General features: G+C 69.3%; 9 protein-coding genes and 1 pseudogene. 5 read left to right on the forward strand and 5 right to left on the reverse strand.

Annotated elements, in window-relative coordinates; all coding sequences use genetic code 11:
* Positions 1–35: 35 nt before the first annotated feature.
* The 5 genes and pseudogenes from OG202_RS22205 to OG202_RS22225 form a co-directional block, all read right to left on the reverse strand.
* Positions 36–1,227: pseudogene (locus OG202_RS22205) on the reverse strand (IS110 family transposase).
* Between the two features lie 247 nt (positions 1,228–1,474).
* Complete coding sequence (locus OG202_RS22210) at positions 1,475–3,121, reverse strand: SpoIIE family protein phosphatase (protein WP_326581969.1); 1,647 nt, start codon at positions 3,119–3,121, stop codon at positions 1,475–1,477.
* 777 nt (positions 3,122–3,898) lie between these two features.
* Complete coding sequence (locus OG202_RS22215; RefSeq protein WP_328223405.1) at positions 3,899–4,300, reverse strand: helix-turn-helix domain-containing protein; 402 nt, start codon at positions 4,298–4,300, stop codon at positions 3,899–3,901.
* A gap of 398 nt (positions 4,301–4,698) precedes the next feature.
* Positions 4,699–5,634, reverse strand: a complete 936-nt coding sequence (locus OG202_RS22220; RefSeq protein WP_328223406.1) for an alpha/beta fold hydrolase — start codon at positions 5,632–5,634, stop codon at positions 4,699–4,701.
* A gap of 1,035 nt (positions 5,635–6,669) precedes the next feature.
* Positions 6,670–7,362, reverse strand: coding sequence for a metal-dependent transcriptional regulator (locus tag OG202_RS22225; protein ID WP_316727666.1), 693 nt, complete (start codon positions 7,360–7,362; stop codon positions 6,670–6,672).
* 469 nt (positions 7,363–7,831) lie between these two features.
* On the opposite strand from OG202_RS22225, the gene OG202_RS22230 reads away from it, so the two are divergent.
* The 5 genes from OG202_RS22230 (at position 7,832) to OG202_RS22250 (ending at position 14,420) form a co-directional block, all read left to right on the forward strand.
* Positions 7,832–8,587, forward strand: a complete 756-nt coding sequence (locus OG202_RS22230; protein WP_327729092.1) for an SIS domain-containing protein — start codon at positions 7,832–7,834, stop codon at positions 8,585–8,587.
* 189 nt (positions 8,588–8,776) lie between these two features.
* Positions 8,777–10,276 (forward strand): PAS domain-containing protein, encoded by a 1,500-nt coding sequence (locus tag OG202_RS22235; RefSeq protein WP_443052354.1) that lies wholly within the window; start codon positions 8,777–8,779, stop codon positions 10,274–10,276.
* A 96-nt stretch (positions 10,277–10,372) separates the two neighbouring features.
* On the forward strand, positions 10,373–11,044 hold the full coding sequence (locus tag OG202_RS22240; protein ID WP_328223407.1) for a maltokinase N-terminal cap-like domain-containing protein: 672 nt from the start codon (positions 10,373–10,375) through the stop codon (positions 11,042–11,044).
* Between the two features lie 434 nt (positions 11,045–11,478).
* The gene (gene iscB, locus OG202_RS22245) at positions 11,479–12,897 is read left to right on the forward strand and encodes an RNA-guided endonuclease IscB (RefSeq protein WP_327729089.1); all 1,419 of its coding nucleotides are present in this window, start codon (positions 11,479–11,481) and stop codon (positions 12,895–12,897) included.
* A 494-nt stretch (positions 12,898–13,391) separates the two neighbouring features.
* The gene (locus OG202_RS22250; RefSeq protein WP_328223408.1) at positions 13,392–14,420 is read left to right on the forward strand and encodes an isopenicillin N synthase family dioxygenase; all 1,029 of its coding nucleotides are present in this window, start codon (positions 13,392–13,394) and stop codon (positions 14,418–14,420) included.
* The last annotated feature ends 34 nt before the right edge of the window (positions 14,421–14,454 follow it).

Raw genomic sequence — 14,454 nt, forward strand, 5'->3', positions numbered from 1 at the left:
ACCACCTGGCCGCGCGCAGCGTGTCGCGTCCCTTCCTATGCGGCAGCCCTTGCCGGCGGAGCCGGCTCGTAGCACCGTCCGTCTCGCAGGAGGGCCCAGAGGACGTTGACGCGGCGGCGGGCGAGGGCGAGGACGGCCTGGGTATGGCGCTTGCCTTCGGCACGTTTGCGATCGTAGAACCGGCGCGACTCGTCGCAGTGCCGAATGCTGAACAACGCCGAGGTGTAGAAGACGCGTTGGAGGCAGCGGTTGTATCGCTGCGGACGGCGCAGGTTCCCGCTCAGCTTCCCGGAATCGCGGGGCACCGGGGCGACACCGCCGAAGCCGGCGAGGCGGTCGGCGGTGCCGAATGCCGTCATGTCCCCACCGGTGGCAGCCAGGAACTCGGCGCCGAGGATGACGCCCAGGCCGGGCATGCTGGTGATCACCTCGAAGGTGTGGTGGTCGCGAAACCGGGCCTCGATGGCCTTGTCGAGCTCGGCGACCTGCTGGTTGAGGCTCATCACTTCCTTCGTCAGCGTGTGTACCAACGTGGCGGCCAGCTTCTCGCCGGGCAGGCTCGTGTGCTGCCGTTCGGCGGCCTGGACAGCGGTTTCGGCGAGCCGGTCGGGGCGGACGACGTGGCGGTTGCGCAGCCAGGTCTCCAGCCGCTTGACGCCGATCCGGCGAATAGCCGCGGGGGTCTGATAGCCGGTCAGCAGGGTGAGCGGGCCGGTGTTGGTGAGGTCCAGGGCCCGCTCCAGGCCGGGGAAGATGCCAGTGAACTGGGCACGGAGGCGGTTGACGGTGCGGGTGCGGTCGGCGACCAGGTCCATGCGGCGGCCGGTGAGGATCTTGAGATCGATGACGGTGTCGTCGCCGGCCCGCAGCGGATGCAGATCGCGGCAGACGCGGACCTGGTCGGCGATGACGGCGGCGTCCTTCGCGTCGGTATTGCCCTCGCCGCGGTAGCTCTCGGAAGCGCGGTGGATGGCCCGGCCGGAGATGTAGTGGACCGGCTGGTCGCGGTTGACCAGGAGCGCGATGGCCAGGGCGGCTCCGCCGTCGGCCAGGTCGATGTCCCAAGGTCACCTCGTCCCCCAGGGCCAGGATGTCGGCGAGGAGTTCGAGCAGTTCGGGTTCGTCGTTAGCGACGCGTCGCGACAGCAGCCGGCGGCCGCTCTCGTCGATCGCGACGCAGTGATGGTGGGCTTTGCCTGCGTCGATGCCAGCCCAGATCGCGGCCATGTGGTGCCTCCGTGCGGTGGTGTTGCTGGTGCCTCCCACGGACGACCTCGCTGTCGATTCCCTACGTAGCGATCATTCGCAATTCCTAATTGGCAGCCGAGTCGTCGTGGGGCGTCGGGCGGCCAATCGATGGAAGCCACAAGTGGCAGAAGTTTGAAAGCCACACCCGACGCCCCTGGGTGGATGAACCATACGAAGGGCTCACCACGTCCCGCAGAACAACGTAGGGAAGCTTGAGTGGTGTGGGTCACTCATTCTCGTCGCGTTGGCGGGCGGCGAGGATCGCGACATCGTCCTCGTACGCGCTGTTCGTCAGGTGGGTCAGGAGTGTGTCAAGCATGTCGTCCAGAGTGCGGTCCGCCGGCAGGCTCAGCGTCGCGAGCGCCTGCACCGAGACGTCGATGTCCGTGTCGCGTCGCTCCACCAGCCCGTCGGTGTAGAGCAGCAGTGCGGTGCCGCGTTCCATACGTACGGTGATCGATTCGTAGCCACCGAGCCCGGTGCCGATGGGTGGGCCGGCCGGGAGCCACAGAATCTCCGTGCTTCCGCTGGGACGCACGATGGCGGGCGGCAGATGCCCAGCGCTGGCCGCTGTACAGGTGCCCGCCCGGGAATCCATGACCGCGAGAAGACAGGTGGCGAGGCGGTCGAGGCCAACGTGTGCGACCCGGCGGTCGAACTCGCCGAGGATCTTGTCGACGCTCATCCCGGACGTGGCGATGGTGCGCAGCAGAGAGCGGTACTGGCTCATGGCGACAGCGGCCTGGAAGCCGTGGCCCATCACGTCGCCCATGACCAGCAGGGTGCGGGAGTCCGGCAGTGCAATCGAGTCGTACCAGTCTCCACCCACGAGGACGCTGTCGCCGGAGGGGAGGTAGCGGGCGGCCACTTCCACAGTGGGGTGTGGGGCACTGGGTTCGGACAACAGGGCACGTTGGAGTTCCAGCGCCATGGTGTGTTCGTAGCTGTAGCGGCGCGCGCTGTCGATGGAGACGGCGGCTCGGGCGGCCAGTGCCTGGACCGTCTCGACGTCGTCGTCATGGAAGGGCGGCGATGTGCCGGCCCGGCCCAGAAGGACGACGCCGACCGCGCGGCCCGCCGTGATCAGGGGGGCGATGAGAAGCGAGTGGATGCCGGCCGCGCGGAAGATCCTGGCGCGCTCGGGGTCCACGGTCACCTTCTGGAACAGCTCGTCCGAGGCCAGGTTGCCCAGCCATGGCCGCCCGCTGTCCATGCAACGCCGTGGGGCCGAGCCGCGGGGAAGGTCGACGTGTGGTCCGGGTCCACCCAGTTGGCGCAGCAGCCATTCCAGTCCCGGTAGTGCCGCACCCTTCATCTTGCGCAGCCTCAGGAAGCCGGGAGGGGGCGGGGGAGCGCCGGTGAACTGCTCCTCGACGAGTCCCACTGCGGCGGTGTCGGCCAGCGACGGGGTGAGGAAGTCGGCCAGCTCCTGGCACGTGGTTGCGATGTCGAGCGTGGTGCCCACACGCGTGGTGGAAGCGTCCAGCAGGGCGAGCCGCTGATGCGCGGTCTCCAGGTCGTCCAGATAGCGGCGCAGATTGCTGATCTCCACGCTGATCCCGCACAGACACGCGTCCTGGCCCGGCAGATCGATCCGGTGATAGACCGCTCGCCAGAGCCTGTCACCTAGCGGCGAGGCGACCCTCGTCGTTCCTGAGACGGTTGCCTCCCGAGGTTGCCCATCCGCGAGTACCTCGAACAGGACGTCGTCCGGGCACTGGAGGTCCGGCAGCACCTCCCCGAGCGTTCGCCCCAGGAATGCGGTGGCGGGCACGCCGCTGGCCTCGACCCATGCGGGGTTGACGTACAGATGGCGAAGCTGCCCGTCGAGAACGACGACGGGGGCCAAGGTGCTCTCAACCAGCTGACGCACCGGAAGGCCAGCACCTTCTGGGAAGTGCCACTGCGGCATGGGGCCCTCACCGTTCACGAGTTGCCTCTCTGTCTTCACTGGAGCCAATCCATACCCCGTTGACGGAGCGACCTCTCGCGTGAGGTGGAGCGTCCACCACGACACGTTGAACGCGGGGCATGTCCAGGTCAAAGAGCTTTGGAGCCGCAATGGACCGTGGCGACCGGTCCGCTGACCAGCTGGTCCGCAGCGGCTGCTCCTCCCGGCGTACGACACCCCCTGAGCTGTGCTTAACCAATGATGAGAGGAACAGCCGGTCACCGGCCTTCGCTGAGAAGTGCGTTCGATTCGCCAGCTCATGACGGCCTCCCGATCCGCGTGAGGCGGTACGTGCCCCAGAGTTCACGTCCGGTCTCACAACCGTCCTGTGCCTTGGGCCTCCCCTCGCAGTCGGCACACTTCGTGGTGTGCTCGAACCACAGGCGGTAAGCGCGCAGCATGGGCAGTTCGGCGTTCCGCACGCTCGACTCGACCCTTCCACCGGTCATCAGCCCACCCCCGTGAACTGACGTACAGCCAGAACGCGTTGGCGCTCCTCAGGCGGCAGGACGTAGGCGCGTACGAGAGGATGCCCGGTGTCCATCGGGGCCGGACCACCTCCGTCACGGCACCGGCATGCGAACGCGAGCGCCGAGCCCCATGTCTCCGGCGGCGACTGCACCGCGGACACGGGCGCCTGTACGGGATGGTCGGGAAGGGAGCGTGTGCCTGCCTTCCGGGGTCCTCACAGCAGGGCTCTCACCCGTTCGAATGCCTGTGATACGAATCGCATGTTGGCGCTCCTTCGCAGCGTCGGCCACGCCCCGGGACCGTCGTGAGCGGGAAGGCGTCGACCGCGGCCTTGACCGGAGCGAGTCGAGGATGACCGGGACCGGCGAACAAGTCGATGTGTACGGACTGGTCGCCGGTGAGATCCGACAGATCACGGACGCGCAGCAACTCGGCGATGCGCAGAATCGTCTCCAGCTTGGGCGTCTTCAGGCGTCCGGTCTCGACGCCCTTGACCCAGGACCCGGTCTTGCCGAGGAGTCCGCCCAACTGGTCGCGTGTCATACCCCTGCGGGTACGCAGGATCTGTAGGCGTTGGCCGAAGACCAGCGGGTCGGCATACGGGTCCGGGGTAGCAGCTTCAGACGACACGGCCTTGCCCCTCTCTGAACAGCTCGACGCTGTCAGGGTATGGGGCAGGGCCGCTCTGATGTGAGGATCCCGCCGTCCGCCCGTCCCCTGCCCGCGCCCCGCGCCCCGCGCCCCGCGCCCAGTGCGCAGTGCGCAGTGCGCAGACGCCGGAGAGGCTGAGGTTCCGCGCAGTTCCCCCGCATCTCCGACACTGCCCCCTCTCTAGGGTGACCGTCATGACTGAGGCACGGGGCGCCGCGCTGGTGTGGTGGATGCGACGACGGAGGAACGCGGAGGGCTGAGCCGCGCCGAGGGCGGCGCGGCGGCAGGCCGTACAACGCAGGCCGTACAACGCAGGCCGTACAACGCAGGCCGCGTGGAACGCAGGAGGGCCCCGGAGCGATTCGGGGCCCTTTCGTTCAGTCCGAGAAGCTGTCGAGGAACGGCTCTATCGCCGCGCGCCACGCGTCCGGCTGGTCGTAGTGGACCAGGTGCCCGGCGTCGGCGACCTCGGCGTACTGGCCGCGGGGCAGGACGCGGACCATCTCCTGGGACTCGGCGCGGCCCAGCTCACCGTCGAGGCCGCGGACGACGAGGGCGGGGCAGCGCACCTGGGTCAGCTCCTCCCAGTGCGCGTCGTACACCCAGGTCTCACGGGTCGTCAGCATCTGCTCGGGGTCGAAGACGGGCCGCCAGCCGTCGGGGCCCTCGTGCATGACCTCGGCGTAGAACTCACCCCGGGACGGACTGGGGCGCTCCACCCAGGGGTCGTCCTCGCCGAACCACTTGCGGACGTCGGCGAGGGTGGCGAAGGGCAGCGGCCAGGCCTTGAACCAGCTCTCCCACTCACGCTGCGAGGCGGCGCCGAGCGCCGAGGCCCGCATGTCGCAGATGATCAGGCCGCGCACCAGGTCCGGGCGGCGGGCGGCCAGCTGCCAGGCGGTCAGCGCGCCCATGGCGTGACCTATGAGGACGACCGGGGCGAGGCCCAGCTGTTCGACAGCGGCCTCGGCGTCCTCGACGTAGGCCTCACGGGTGTACGCGGCCTTCTCGGGCTTGGCGCTCTGGCCGTGGCCGCGCTGGTCGAGTGCGACGGCGCGGTGCCGTTCGGAGAGCCAGCGGGCGGTGGGAGCCCAGTGCGAGGCGCGGCCCATGAGGCCGTGCAGTAAGAGCACTCCGGGCCGGGGCTCGTGCCCGCCGCTCGTCTCCGCGGCCTGGGCCGCGGCGCCCTGCCCCGCCCCCGCCCCCGCCCCCGCGATGTCCCCGACCTGGTCTCCGGTCTTGGGCGGGTCGCCGAACTCCCAGGCGGCGAGACTTACGCCGCCCGCTCCCGTCACGTCGATGCGCCGCACCATTGGCACCCCCCAGACTCCCGCCCGGACCGCTCGCTCCCGCCTCTCGCTCCCGCTTCGAGCCGGCCGGTCCACTCGTCCCAACTGCTGTCGTACCGCTGTCCCGCTGCTGCTTCCGCGTCGCATCCGCCGTCGCTTCTGCCGTGGCTTCCGCCGTTGCCTCTGCCCTTGCTTCTGCCCCGTTGCTCCAGCTGTTGTCATCGCCGTGCGCGCCGCTCGGACGGCGGGCACTTTTGTTACAGCGTGCATATCGGTTGACACGTTACGTGTGGGGTGCGCGCGTCAGGTATGGCAGGGGTCACGCAACGCCACGCCGCACACGCTATCGAATACACATTCGAAGATGTCGCTCTTGGCGACAACACCCCTCATTCGAGTGACCTTCGCCAAGGATTGCCCGCCGCCGCCGAGGGGAGATCTTCAACGGGAGGCGGACCGCTCGGGGAAAACGGTCCGAAGGGGATGACCCTGGGAGCTCGGGGCTCCGGGTCAGCACAGGGGAGGACAGGCTCCGGCGCCGCATGGCGCCGGAGCCCTCCTCATGTCCACGGCACATCCGCCCCGCCCCCTCCCCTGCCACCGGAGATCGCCGTCTCGGGCGGCCAAGAGCCCCTCAGGTCATATGCCTCACGCGCAAGCCTCGCACGCGAACGGCCCGAGCGCTGCGATTCGGCGCACTGAATCTTGGATTCGACGGGATCCCGGACATGGACCCCAATACGTCACAACTTCCCCTCCCGCATCGGGAGTTGGCGGGCGATACGGACATCCGCCGACGCCGGCCGAACAGCGGCCGACGCAGGGTGTCGGAGGACGACGCCGGGCGGTCGAAATCGGTCGGCGCGAGTACCCGTGGCGGGCGACCGTGAGCTTGGCTGGTGGCCGTGGGCGTGACCGGTAGCCGTGGGCGTGACCGGTAGCCGTGGGCGTGACCGGTAGCCGTGGGCGTGACCGGTGGCATGTCCGCGCGGCAGCGCTCGGCGCCGTCGCCCGGCGTCAGCGATCCGTGCTCAGCGCTTGACGTTCAGCGCTTGACGTTCACTGCTTGGCGACGAACACGTGGGAGGCGACGTCCGCCTCCAGTTCCGCCGCCTCGCCGCCGCTGCCCACGAGGACACCGCCGGCCGCCTCCGTCACGCTCACCACGGACCCGGGCTGCACGCCCGCGCGCCGCAGCGTGTACATCAGCTGGGCGTCCGTCTGGATGGGCTCGCCGATCCGGCGCACGACGACGGTCTTGCCCTCCGTGCCCGGGTCGAGGTCCGCGAGCGACACCATGCCCTCGTCCAGGAAGGGGTCCGCGCCGTCCTTCTCACCCAGCTCCTCCAGGCCCGGGATCGGGTTGCCGTACGGCGACTCGGTGGGGTGGCGCAGCAGCTCCAGGACGCGGCGCTCGACCGCCTCGCTCATCACGTGCTCCCAGCGACACGCCTCCGCGTGCACCTGCTCCCACTCCAGGCCGATCACGTCGACGAGCAGGCACTCCGCGAGGCGGTGCTTGCGCATCACGCGCGTGGCCAGCCGCCGACCCTCCTCGGTGAGCTCCAGGTGGCGGTCCGCGGCGACGGACACCAGGCCGTCGCGCTCCATGCGCGCGACCGTCTGGCTCACCGTGGGGCCGCTCTGGTCAAGCCGCTCGGCGATCCGGGCGCGCATGGGGACCACACCTTCCTCCTCCAGCTCGAGGATGGTGCGGAGATACATCTCCGTCGTATCGATCAGTCCGGACATACGTGCCCCTCGAGAGATTCAGCCGGAGGCTTCGACGGCCACACCGGCTTGCTGCGCTGGCCCTGGACCCAATTCTTACGCATCCGACTGACAACCGGGTGATGGCGGGGGAACGACGGCGGTATGACTCCCGTCGGGTGGCCGATTTGTGACCTGGCGCCCCCTTTCTTTTCATCGGTGGGAGAGCTCGGGAGGTTTCGGTGGGGGCGGGTGCGGGTCGTACGTGGCCGGCCGCGCGGTTCCCCGCACCCCTTTTGCGGCACGGGTCGCACCCGGTTACGGCACGGGTCGCACCCGGGGTTCGCAAGGGGCGCGGAGAACTGCGCGACCAACCCCCGCGCGCCCGCAGCCGAAAACGCACCGAGGAAAGCCCGCAGGTACCCTCCGGCCATATTGACACCCCAGTGGTCCAGACCTCTAACGTGATCCGCGACACTGCGGGCCGGCGAGAGGGCTGAGGGGTTCACACATGGACGACGGCACGCCGGGCGGGCGATTCCTCGACGCGGCCATCAGACTGCTGGAGCGCGTGCGGGACGAGGAGAGCGAGACGATCACCGCGGCCGGCGGGATGATCGCGGACACGGTCGCCGACGGAGGCCGGCTCTTCGCCTACGGCGCCGGCCACTCGTCCCTCCCCGCACAGGACCTCGTCTACCGCGCCGGGGGTCTGGCCCTGATGAACCTGCTGGCCGTCCCCGGCGCGGTCGGCGTCGACGTACAGCCCGCCACCCTCGGGTCGGCACTGGAGCGGATCGACGGACTGGCGACCGCCGTCCTCGACACCAGCCCCCTGCGCGCCGGGGACCTGCTCGTGGTGATCTCGCTCTCCGGCCGCAACGCGCTGCCCGTCGAGATGGCCGCGCACGCCCGGGAGCTGGGGGTGAAGGTCATCGGCGTGACCTCGGTCGCCTACGCCACGCAGACCACGTCACGCCACTCCTCCGGCACCTTCCTCAAGGACCACTGCGACCTCGTCCTCGACTCGAAGATCGCGGTCGGCGACGCGGAGCTCACCCTCGAAAGCATCCCCGCGCCCTTCGCCCCAGCCTCCACCGTCGTCACGTCCGCCCTCCTCCAGTCGGTCATGGCCACCGCCGCCGCCTCCCTCGCGGACCGGGGCATCGAGCCGCCCCTGCTCCGCTCCGGGAACGTCGACGGCGGGCTCGACTGGAACGACCGGGTGATGCGGGAGTACGGAGACCGGATCTTCTACCTGCGCTGACTGCACCCCCGGGTTCGTGGGAACACTGAGAAGGGTGAGGAGGAAATCCGGCGTACAACGATTTCGTCCATATCTTGCGCGAAGCAGATGTGGGCTGGGTCACGTTCGAGTTGAATGATGACCAGTGAGCGAAACGACGCGCCGTACCAGCCGTACATGCGGACGCAACGGAGCCTGGAGGGGGTTCAGGTGAGTGCTTCCCGGCGTGGTGGGACCACCGACGAGCTCGGGCCCGACAAGCCCGAGCGGGACGGTCCGACGAACGAGGACACCGAGGACACCGAGGACATCGAGGACATCGAGGGCACGGTGAACACCGAGGACACCGAAGGCACCGAGCGATCCATGGACGCCACGGACTCCGGTGGCTCGGATCTCCTAGCCGCCCTCCTCGACGGAATGGACGCGGCCCTGTGCGCCTTCGACGCCGACGGCGTCGTCACCCACTGGAACCGCGAGGCCGAACGCATCCTGGGCTGGAGCGCGGAGGAGGCCGTCGGGCGCCGCGGCTTCGCCGGGTGGGCCGTACGCACCGCCGACGCCGAGGAGGTCGAGGGGCGGCTGATGGCCGCCATGCACGCCTCCGGCCGGCAGGTGCACGAGTTCGCCCTGGTCACCAAGGACGGCGGACGCGTCCTCGTACGCACCCAGTCCGCCGCCGTACGCGGACCCGACGGCAAGCCCGCCGGCCTGTACTGCGCCTTCAGCGAGGTCCACGCGCAGATCGACCTCGAACGGTCCATCGCCCTCAGCGAGGCCCTCTTCGAGGACGCGTCCTGGGGCGTCGTCCTCGTCGACGCCGACCTGCGCCCCGCCGTCGTCAACGCGCACGCCGCCCGCTCCCTCGGCATCGGCCGTACGGCGGTCCTCGGACGCCCCCTCGGCGAACTGCTCGCCCAGGGCGTCGAGGAACTGGAGAGCGCCCTCACCCACGTACTCGCCGAGGGCGCCCCGCCCGCGCCCGCCGAGATCTGGGTCGGCGTCCGCACCCCCGACGGCGAGAAGCGCCGCTGCTGGCGCAGCGGCTTCCTCCGCCTCGCCTCACCGCTGGCCGAGGAACCGGTCCCCCTCGGCGTCGGCTGGCTCTTCCAGGACATCACCGAGTCCAAGCAGACCGAGCAGGAGGCCGCCCAGCTGCGCTTCCGCTTCAACCAGCTCCACCGGGCCGCGCGCGCCGCCGCCGAGTGCGAGGACCCCGGCGAGGCCGCGACCGTCCACCTCGACTTCGCCCTCGCCGGCTTCGCCGACCACGCGCTCATCGACCGCGTCGCCGGCGGCTCCCTCGCCGACGGCGAAGGGCCCGCCCGCCTCGTACGCGCCGCCGGCACCCCCACCGGCCAGCCCGGCCCCAGCCACCTCGCCGGCCACGCCGGCATCCCCGTCCGCTACGGCCCCGGCCACCCCGCCCTGCAGTGCGTGGAGCGCGGGGGCTCGGTCCGCGCCAGCGCCGGCACGGCACCCCCGGAAGCGGCCCGCATCTGGGCCACCGGCCGCCAGTGGCCCCCGGACACCGTCCACTCCCTCTGCGCCGTCCTCCGCAGCCGCGGCCGCACCCTCGGCGTCGTCACCTTCCTCCGCAACGCCGGCCGCACCCCCTTCGAACGCACCGACGCGCTCTACGCCGAGGACATCGCCGTACACATCGCATCGGCCCTGGACCTGGAGGCGCTGGAGAGGTCGGCGGAGTAGGCGAAGCGCGCAGCACGGCCTCGTGGGACGGCGAGCACCTCAGCGGCGGGAGAAAGGGCTCGCGTCCGCTCATCGGACCGGCGGAGAATCCCCACCATGGCGCTCATCCACCGCACCACCCTCAAGCCCACCAAGCTCGAACTCCTGGCCTCCTGGCTGCCCAGCCGCCCCTGGTACGCCGGCGGCCCGGACGCCCCGGAACTGACCAAGGCCGGCGGCTTCCGTCTCGACGACCCGGAGGGCGAGGTCGGCATCGAGTTCATGGTCGCCACCGACACCTCCGGCCCCGCCCCGGTCCACTACCTGGCCCCCCTCACCTACCGGGGCGCCCCGCTTCCCGACGCCGAACACGCCCTCATCGGCACCATGGACCACGGCGTCCTGGGCAGGCGCTGGGCCTACGACGGCTGCCACGACCCGGTCCTGATCACGCAGCTCCTGGCCCTGCTCGAAGGCAAGGCCGAACCCCAGGCCCAGAGCCTCACCGACACCCCGGACCACGAGGTCACCCGCACCTACACCGGCGAGGGCGCGCTGTCCGTGGTCGCCCTCACCGCGACCGACACCCCTGAGGCCACCGAGCTCCCCCTCCACCCCGGCCCCACCGTCCTCCACCTGAACCGCGTCCTACGGCCCGGCCCTCTCGACCTGCCGGAGGGCGCGAAAGGCCACGTCACCGGGCACTGGACCCTTCCGGACGACACCCGGGTACACGGGGTCTTCGCCGTACTGTTCACGGGCCCAGACGGCCTTCATGAGGCCGAGTAGAGCCCCCAACTAGTAGCTCCAGACATGGTTATCCGTTCGAAAAATCGGGATGATCCGCACGAATGAGTGCTTTTGCGGCGAGATCCGCATTGGCATGGCGCTAGATCGCTAACGTCTCGAAGACACGCCGAAAGGAGGTCACTCGCTCCTCGGCCACACGGTCGTCGAGTGACCAGCCTCAGTCATCACGATCTCATGATCAGGGAGGTGCCCCGATGACTACGTTCCCCGCAGGTGAGCAGACCCACCAGGCTGTGCTTCCTCAGCAGCCTGCTCTGGAATCCGTGGGAGCAGACACCCCTGGGAGCAGGGACGAAACGGCTCACGGACACCCCGTCGGCGCGCGGGGCACCGGCGGGATACATGGGCGAGGGGAGACCGGCGGGCACGACACCAGGGCCCATCGGCGTCACGCCAAGACCACTGCCCCGGCAGTGGAGGCGGCAGAGAACGGGGACGGTGACGTTCCCACACGAGGTGACGCGTACGCGGGTGGCGTCGGCGCGGGCAGGGTCTTTGTCCTTTCCAAGGACGGCAAGCCCCTCATGCCGTGCCATCCTTCCCGCGCCCGCGAACTCCTCGGGAAGGGGCGAGCCGTGGTCGCCCGGCAGGTTCCCTTCACCATCCGGCTCAAGGACCGCACACACGCCGAGTCCGAGGTCGACGGCCTTCAATTACGCATCGATCCCGGCTCCAAAGGGACGGGCCTCGTTCTCACTGATGAGAAGAAGGAAATCGATGGAGCCGGGCGCACGGTCGTGGTCCGGCGCGGGCTGATCTCCGTCGAATTGCAGCACCGCGGCGACCAGATCCACAAGTGCATGCAGCAGCGTGCCGGGTACCGACATCGGCGGCGTTCCGCCAACTGCCGTTACCGGGCCTGCCGTTCACGGAACCGTGCCCTTACTCAGGGCTGGCTGCCACCATCGCTGCGGCACCGCGGCGACACCACTCTCTCCGTAGCAACCCGCATGTGCCGCTACGCGCCCATCACTGAGATTCACGTCGAAAGCGTCTCCTTCGACACCCACTCCATGAGTGCGGGCAGAACACTGCGTGGCATTGAGTATCAGCACGGCCCGCTCGCGGGCGCCAATGCCCGCGCTTATCTGCATGCGAAGTGGGGCAGTGCGTGTGCTTACTGTGACGCGACCGGCGTACCACTGAACATCGACCACCTGCGACCTCGCAGCCGGGGAGGTTCGGACCGCATCTCCAACCTCGTCCTCGCTTGCGCACCCTGCAACCAAGCCAAAGGAAGCCAAGCCGTCGACGCCTTTCTCACTCACCGGCCGGAACGCCTCGCCAAGATCCTCGAGCAGGTCAAAGCACGGCTACAGGACGCCGCCGCCATGAACAGCACCCGCTGGCGTCTGTTGAAGGATCTGCAGGCTCTTCGGAGACCTGTCCACCACTGGCTGGGCACCGAGACGCAAGAGAACCGCATCGCTGTCGGGCTGACCAAGACGCACACCCTCGATGCCCTCTGCGTCGGAGCACTTGATCACGAGGGCGGTGACACGGTCGTCCGGGTTGCTGATCCTGTCCTCGTCGCCAAAGCCACAGGACGCGGCTCGTACGCTCGCACCACGCCCGATCGGTTCGGATTCCCCCGGCTGAGGCGGCCTCGTACGAAGCAGCACTTCGGGTACATGACCGGTGATCTCGTGAGAGCCACAGTGCCTTCGGGGAGGTGGGCAGGCACCTGGACGGGGCGCATCTCTGTCCGGGCCATGGGTCAGCACAGCCTCACCACGCCGCAGGGTCGGTTCAACGTGAGGCACCGAAATCTGCAGCTGCTGCAGCGGGGCGACGGCTATAGCTACGCCAGGCGCGAGGAGATCGTGGAGTAACTCCTTCGGAAAATCGCTTGAGTGCCTCCAGGACGCTGCCTAGGGTTGTGACTACTTCAGAAGGGAGGTGGTTCGGCAGATGTATGCATACCGGACGGAAGAGGTGGCTGCGGGCTAGCAGCCCGTCACCATACTCAGTGCGGTGTCGGACCCGCGTGTGATCGGAGCACGCAGCCGGCCCAATCTCAAGCAGTCACCCGACCCGCAGACTCGCCGGTACGTCCGGCCGGCTTCTCCGCCCCCTGGGCGGAGGGACCCAGAGTCTGCGGGTCGCCTGCGTTTGCATGGGTGTAGGGGCGGGTTTTCCCCATGATCACACGCAGGTGACGCGGGGCACGCTCGAAAGCTCGTCAGCGGAGTATTGTCGGAGCATGCTTCCGATACTCGTTCGACGCCGGCACGTGGACTACGTGCGCGTCACGAGCACGGGCTGTCGGTCTTCCGTCTGACCTCGGAATCCGGAACCGGCCCTTCTTCTCTCGCGGACGCATCTCATGACGAACACCTCGACGGATCCGTCGTACCCGCAGTTGCCCATCATCGATCTCTCCGCCGCCGATCGCGGGCCCGGGGCGCGCGCGCTGTTGCACGCGCAGTTGCACAGCGCCGCGCATGACGTGGGGTTCTTCCAGCTCGTCGGGCATGGGGTGAGTGAGGAGGAGATCGGGCGGCTCACCAGCGCCATGCGGGAGTTCTTCGCGCTGCCCGAGAGCGAGCGGCTGGCCCTCGACAACGTCAACTCGCCGCACTTCCGGGGGTATACGCGGACCGGGGACGAGCGGACGGGCGGGAGTCGGGACTGGCGGGATCAGCTGGACATCGGGGCTGAGCGGCCGGCGCGGACACCGGGGGCCGGCGAGCCTGCCTACTGGTGGTTGCAGGGGCCCAATCAGTGGCCCGGTTCACTGCCCGCGCTGCGGGACGCCGCCCTCGCGTGGATCGATCGGCTCAGTTCGGTGGCGCAGCGGTTGCTGCGCGAGTTGCTGGTCTCCATCGGGGCGCCTGCCGATTTCTACGACCCGATCTTCGGGGAGCGGGCGCATCCGCATCTGAAGCTGGTGCGGTATCCCGGGAGTGCGGGGGATGGGGGCGATCAGGGGGTGGGGGCCCACAAGGACTACGGGTTTCTGACCTTGTTGTTGCAGGACGAGGTCGGTGGGCTTCAGGTGGAGCGGGCGGACGGGGTGTTCCATGCGGTGCCGCCGATTCCGGGGGCGTTCGTGGTCAACCTCGGGGAGTTGCTGGAGGTGGCGACCAACGGGTATCTCGTCGCCACCCATCACCGGGTCGTGAGTCCGCCCGGGGCCACCGAGCGGTTCTCCGTGCCGTTCTTCTACAACCCGCGGCTCGACGCCCGGGTCGAGCCGCTCGTCTTTCCGTACGCCTCCACCGCGCCCGGGGTCACCGATGATCCGGGGAATCCGCTGTTCGCCGAGTACGGGTTCAATGAGCTGAAGGGGAAGCTGCGGGCGCATCCGCTGGTTGCCGAGCGGCATCACGCGGGGCTGCTCAGCCCCGCGTGACCGCCGCCGGGGACGGCTGGCGCGCGATGCCGCC

It is taken from the genome of Streptomyces sp. NBC_00310, assembly GCF_036208085.1.
Lineage (GTDB): Bacteria > Actinomycetota > Actinomycetes > Streptomycetales > Streptomycetaceae > Streptomyces.

Bases quoted from the DNA above. Each gene is read 5' to 3' on its own strand.
- OG202_RS22230 (WP_327729092.1), top strand. From the start codon at position 7,832: ATGGACGACGGCACGCCGGGCGGGCGATTCCTCGACGCGGCCATCAGA.
- OG202_RS22240 (WP_328223407.1), top strand. From the start codon at position 10,373: ATGGCGCTCATCCACCGCACCACCCTCAAGCCCACCAAGCTCGAACTC.
- OG202_RS22225 (WP_316727666.1), bottom strand. From the start codon at position 7,362: ATGTCCGGACTGATCGATACGACGGAGATGTATCTCCGCACCATCCTC.
- OG202_RS22220 (WP_328223406.1), bottom strand. From the start codon at position 5,634: ATGGTGCGGCGCATCGACGTGACGGGAGCGGGCGGCGTAAGTCTCGCC.
- OG202_RS22250 (WP_328223408.1), top strand. From the start codon at position 13,392: ATGACGAACACCTCGACGGATCCGTCGTACCCGCAGTTGCCCATCATC.